This window comes from Pseudomonadales bacterium, assembly GCA_013215025.1.
GTDB lineage: Bacteria > Pseudomonadota > Gammaproteobacteria > Pseudomonadales > DT-91 > DT-91.
In genome coordinates this window covers 1-4345 of sequence record JABSRR010000116.1, presented here as the reverse complement: position 1 = coordinate 4345, position 4345 = coordinate 1, and the positions used below count along the sequence as shown (strand labels likewise).

Genomic DNA, 4345 nt, shown 5'->3' with positions numbered 1-4345 from the left:
TAACTATTGATGGGGTTGAAGAGTTGTCCGGCGGCGAGTTTTCGGTGATGCCTGACCGCATCGAAGCAGGCACCTACTTGGTTGCGGCAGCGGCCACGCGAGGCAAGGTTAAATTAAAAGATTGCGATTCTCGCTCATTGGATGCGGTGTTGGCCAAGCTGCAAGAGGCGGGTGCCGAGATTGAAACTGGCGATGACTGGATCAGTTTAGATATGCATGGCAATCGTCCTAAAGCGGTAAACCTAAAAACTGCACCTTATCCGGGTTTTCCTACCGATATGCAAGCGCAGTTTACCGCTATGAATGCTGTCGCAGAAGGCACGGGTACGGTGGTTGAGACAATTTTTGAAAACCGCCTGATTCAGGCACATGAAATGAATCGCATGGGCGCTAATATTCATTTAGAGGGTAATACGGCCATTATTACGGGTACTGAAACCTTGAAGGCTGCACCGGTGATGGCGACGGATTTACGTGCCTCTGCCAGTTTGGTGATTGCCGGTTTACTCGCTGAAGGCGAGACAATGATTGACCGTATTTACCATATTGACCGCGGTTATGAGTGTATTGAAGAAAAAATGCAGCTATTAGGCGCTAAAATTAAACGGGTACCGGCCTAATGTCTCAACAATTAACCATTGCCCTGACCAAGGGACGAATACTTGAAGAAACCCTGCCGTTGCTTGAGGCAGCGAATATTCGCCCGCTGGATGATATCCAAAAAAGTCGTAAATTATTATTTGCCACTAACCAAGCGGATGTGCAATTACTGGTGCTGCGTGGCTCTGATGTGACTACCTATGTGCGCTTTGGTACTGCTGATTTGGGTATTGCGGGCAAAGATATGTTGATGGAGTACGCCAATGCCTCGGCCGACCAATGTGGCGACCTCGGTATTTATGAGCTGCTGGATTTAAATATTGCACGTTGTCGTTTAATGACCGCAGGTAAACAGGGGCAGCAGCCGATTCGAGATCGTCGGATTAAAGTCGCNACGAAATTTGTCAATGTGGCAAAAGACTTTTATGCCAAACAAGGCGTACAAGTGGATGTGGTTAAACTTTATGGAGCAATGGAGCTGGCGCCGATTATGGGTCTAGCAGATGAAATTGTTGATATTGTCGATACCGGTAATACTTTAAAGGCCAATGGCTTAGAGCCATGGGATATGATTGAAGCCAATATCAGTTCGCGCTTAATTGTGAATAAGGCATCAATGAAGATGAAGCATGCGCGGATAAAGCAGCTAACTCAGTTGATTGAGCAGGCTTTATAAAGTTTTTTATGGGTGTTAGCCCAAGAGCGAATAGATGAAACAGTTATCCACACAGCAAGCAGATTTTTCTTCACAGCTTCAGCAGTTGCTTGCTTGGGAAGAAGTCTCCGACCAGCAGGTTGTTACCGCAGTCGAAGCAATTGTGGCAGCCGTGAAGCAGCAAGGTGATGCCGCTGTGGTCAGTTATACCAATCAATTCGATCGCGTTAATATTGATGATATTCGTGATTTGGTGGTCTCAGCTGAAGCGATTCAGCAAGCCGTCGCACGCATTGATGCCGCTGAATTATCGGCGCTAGAGCAGGCTGCGACGCGGGTGCGTCACTATCATGAGCATCAAAAACAGCAAAGCTGGTCATATACTGAAGCTGATGGCACAGTCCTCGGACAAAAAGTTACGGCGCTCGATAAAGTGGGTATTTATGTGCCGGGCGGCAAAGCGTCCTATCCGTCCTCTGTGTTAATGAATGCGATCCCTGCTAAAGTGGCCGGAGTCGAACGCATTGTTATGGTTGTGCCTGCGCCTGCAGGTGAGCTTAGTGACATGGTGCTGGCAGCCGCGCATGTTGCAGGCGTTGATGAAATATATACCATCGGTGGCGCGCAAGCGATTGCGGCACTGGCTTTCGGTACCGAGACTATACCTAAGGTAGATAAAATTGTTGGTCCGGGCAATATATTCGTAGCTACGGCTAAACGCATGGTGTTTGGCACGGTTGGGCTTGATATGATAGCGGGTCCGTCCGAGATACTGGTCATTTGCGACGGGCAAACACCAGCGGAATGGATTGCAATGGATTTGTTTTCTCAGGCGGAGCACGATGAGAATGCGCAGTCTATCTTGTTGTGTCCGGATGCAGAGTTTTTATCAGCAGTTCAGGAGGCCATAGATAAGCTCTTACCAACTATGCCTCGTGAAGCCATTATTAAAGAATCGTTGCGCTGCCGTGGTGCGATGATTTTGGTGCAAGATCTGGCTGAAGCTTACGCATTAGCTAACGATATCGCACCAGAGCACTTAGAGCTTTCTGTGGCCGACCCAGAGTCCGCGCTGACGCAGATTCGCCATGCCGGTGCGATTTTTATGGGGCGTTACACGGCTGAGGCGCTGGGCGATTATTGCGCCGGGCCCAATCACGTTTTGCCGACCTCACAAACAGCTCGTTTTTCATCGCCATTAGGTGTTTATGATTTTCAGAAACGCAGTTCTATTATTCATTGCTCAGCGGCTGGTGCCAGCGAGTTAGGCAAAATTGCCTCCACCTTAGCCTATGGCGAGTCGTTACAAGCGCATGCTCTATCGGCCTTATATCGAGTTAAAGAGTAGGTTTTAGCTATGTCGAAGTTTTGGAGTGATAGCGTAAAGCGCCTTCAGCCCTATGTGCCTGGTGAGCAGCCAAAGCTAAGCAGTTTAATTAAGCTGAACACTAACGAAAACCCTTATCCACCATCGCCCAAGGTTGATGCAGCCTTGTCCAGTTTTGCTAGTGCGCAGTTGAGTTTGTACCCGGATCCGAACTCACTGCAGCTGAAACAAGCTATAGCAGCAGAGTTTTCAGTACAGCAAGATCAAGTGTTTGTAGGTAATGGATCTGATGAAGTACTGGCGCATGCTTTTGCTGCGTTTTTTAAGAATAAGTCAGCGATTTGTTTTCCTGATATAAGCTATAGTTTTTATCCAGTCTACTGCCAGCTATTCGATATCGCATTTAACACAATAGCTCTTGATAATGATTTTTCAATTGATATTAATGATTACCCAGATGACTGCGGTGGCATTATTTTTCCGAATCCGAATGCGCCTACGGGTAAGTTTTTAGCGTTGGATCAAGTGGTTGAGCTTGCTCGCAGGCATCCTGACGTTGTGGTAATTGTCGATGAGGCCTATGTTGATTTTGGTGGTGAGAGCGCGATTTCCTTGGTTCAGGATTATGCCAATATATTAGTGGTGCAAACCTTTTCGAAGTCGCGTGCGCTAGCCGGTATTCGTCTGGGCTATGCGATTGGCCATGCTGATCTCATTGAGGCCTTAGAGCGGGTAAAAAACTCATTCAACTCTTATCCAGTTAATCGCCTGAGTGAAGCAGCAGCATTAGCCTCTCTGTCTGACCCCGAGTATTTTCAGCAAGCTTGTCAGCGCGTTATTGCCACGCGAGTGGCAACGGTTGCAGCATTACAAGATTTGGCCTTTGAAGTGCTAGACTCTAAAGCCAATTTTTTACTGGTTAAACCACCTTGTGACGCCGCAGAATTATTTGCCGCACTGCGTCAAAAAAATATTATAGTGCGCTATTTTGATAAGCCGCGGATTAACGCTTATTTAAGAATAAGTATCGGCACCGACGAGGAAATGCAGTCGCTATTGGACGCCATCGCGCAATTCTTATCACCATAGTTACGCTTTTAAATCGCGGCTTTTCATTACCTTTAGGGTTTTGCTTTTGATGCCCTATACAGCTTTAAAAATTTAAAGCTACTCTAAAACAGTCTCAAAACGACTAAAATTTAAGTGTATATAATGGTAGGTTTGCACTGTCTGCTGACTTAGCTATCAGTTAATTATAACTTCACTCTAATATAGTTATTACTTGGCATTAATAGGGCGTATATCTAGTTGAATATCTAGGCTTGTAGCCTGCTCATCTCTGATGAGGCTTATGCTAACAGTTTTGCCTGGTTCCATCTCTGCAACCTCTAGCAGGCCATCATGTCCGGTATTGATCGGTTTATTGTCTATGGCAGTAATGATGTCGCCTAGTTTTATGCCAGCTGAGGCAGCAGGACTCTGAGGGTGAATGAAAGTCACCATCACGCCGCTGCTAGTTGAAAATCCGCGTTGTTTAGCGAGTTCAGCTGTTATTTGTGTTAGCTTAAGCCCTATCCAGCCGCGCACGACAAAGCCATAATCAACGATATCACGCAGGACTTTGCTGATAATTTCTACGGGTGTCGCAAGCGCGATACCCAAGGAGCCACCGGTGCGAGTGTAATTAGCTGATGTTATGCCGATAAGCTGCCCTTGGCCGTTAATAAGTGCGCCTCCTGAGCTGCCGGTATTCACTGCTGCGT

At 46.9% G+C, this 4345-nt stretch carries 5 protein-coding genes; 4 read left to right on the top strand and 1 reads right to left on the bottom strand.

Going from position 1 to position 4345, the window contains the following annotated elements:
• From HRU21_08715 to HRU21_08700, 4 genes are all read left to right on the top strand, one after another.
• The coding region (locus HRU21_08715; protein NRA42371.1) for a UDP-N-acetylglucosamine 1-carboxyvinyltransferase at window positions 1-620 on the top strand (620 nt) is incomplete at its 5' end.
• Window positions 620-1276: an ATP phosphoribosyltransferase gene (locus HRU21_08710; GenBank protein ID NRA42370.1), complete on the top strand. Its 657-nt coding sequence runs from the start codon at window positions 620-622 to the stop codon at window positions 1274-1276. The genes HRU21_08715 and HRU21_08710, both read left to right, overlap by 1 nt.
• Before the next feature lie 34 nt (window positions 1277-1310).
• Window positions 1311-2603: a histidinol dehydrogenase gene (gene hisD / locus HRU21_08705; GenBank protein NRA42369.1), complete on the top strand. Its 1293-nt coding sequence runs from the start codon at window positions 1311-1313 to the stop codon at window positions 2601-2603.
• A gap of 9 nt (window positions 2604-2612) precedes the next feature.
• Window positions 2613-3671 (top strand): histidinol-phosphate transaminase, encoded by a 1059-nt coding sequence (locus HRU21_08700; protein NRA42368.1) that lies wholly within the window; start codon window positions 2613-2615, stop codon window positions 3669-3671.
• Between the two features lie 189 nt (window positions 3672-3860).
• On the opposite strand, the gene HRU21_08695 is transcribed toward HRU21_08700, so the two are convergent.
• Window positions 3861-4345 (bottom strand): PDZ domain-containing protein (locus HRU21_08695; GenBank protein NRA42367.1); only part of this gene is annotated, 485 nt, incomplete at its 5' end.

Coding starts and splice junctions, on each gene's coding strand:
- hisD (NRA42369.1), top strand. CDS start 1,311: ATGAAACAGTTATCCACACAGCAAGCAGATTTTTCTTCACAGCTTCAG.
- HRU21_08700 (NRA42368.1), top strand. CDS start 2,613: ATGTCGAAGTTTTGGAGTGATAGCGTAAAGCGCCTTCAGCCCTATGTG.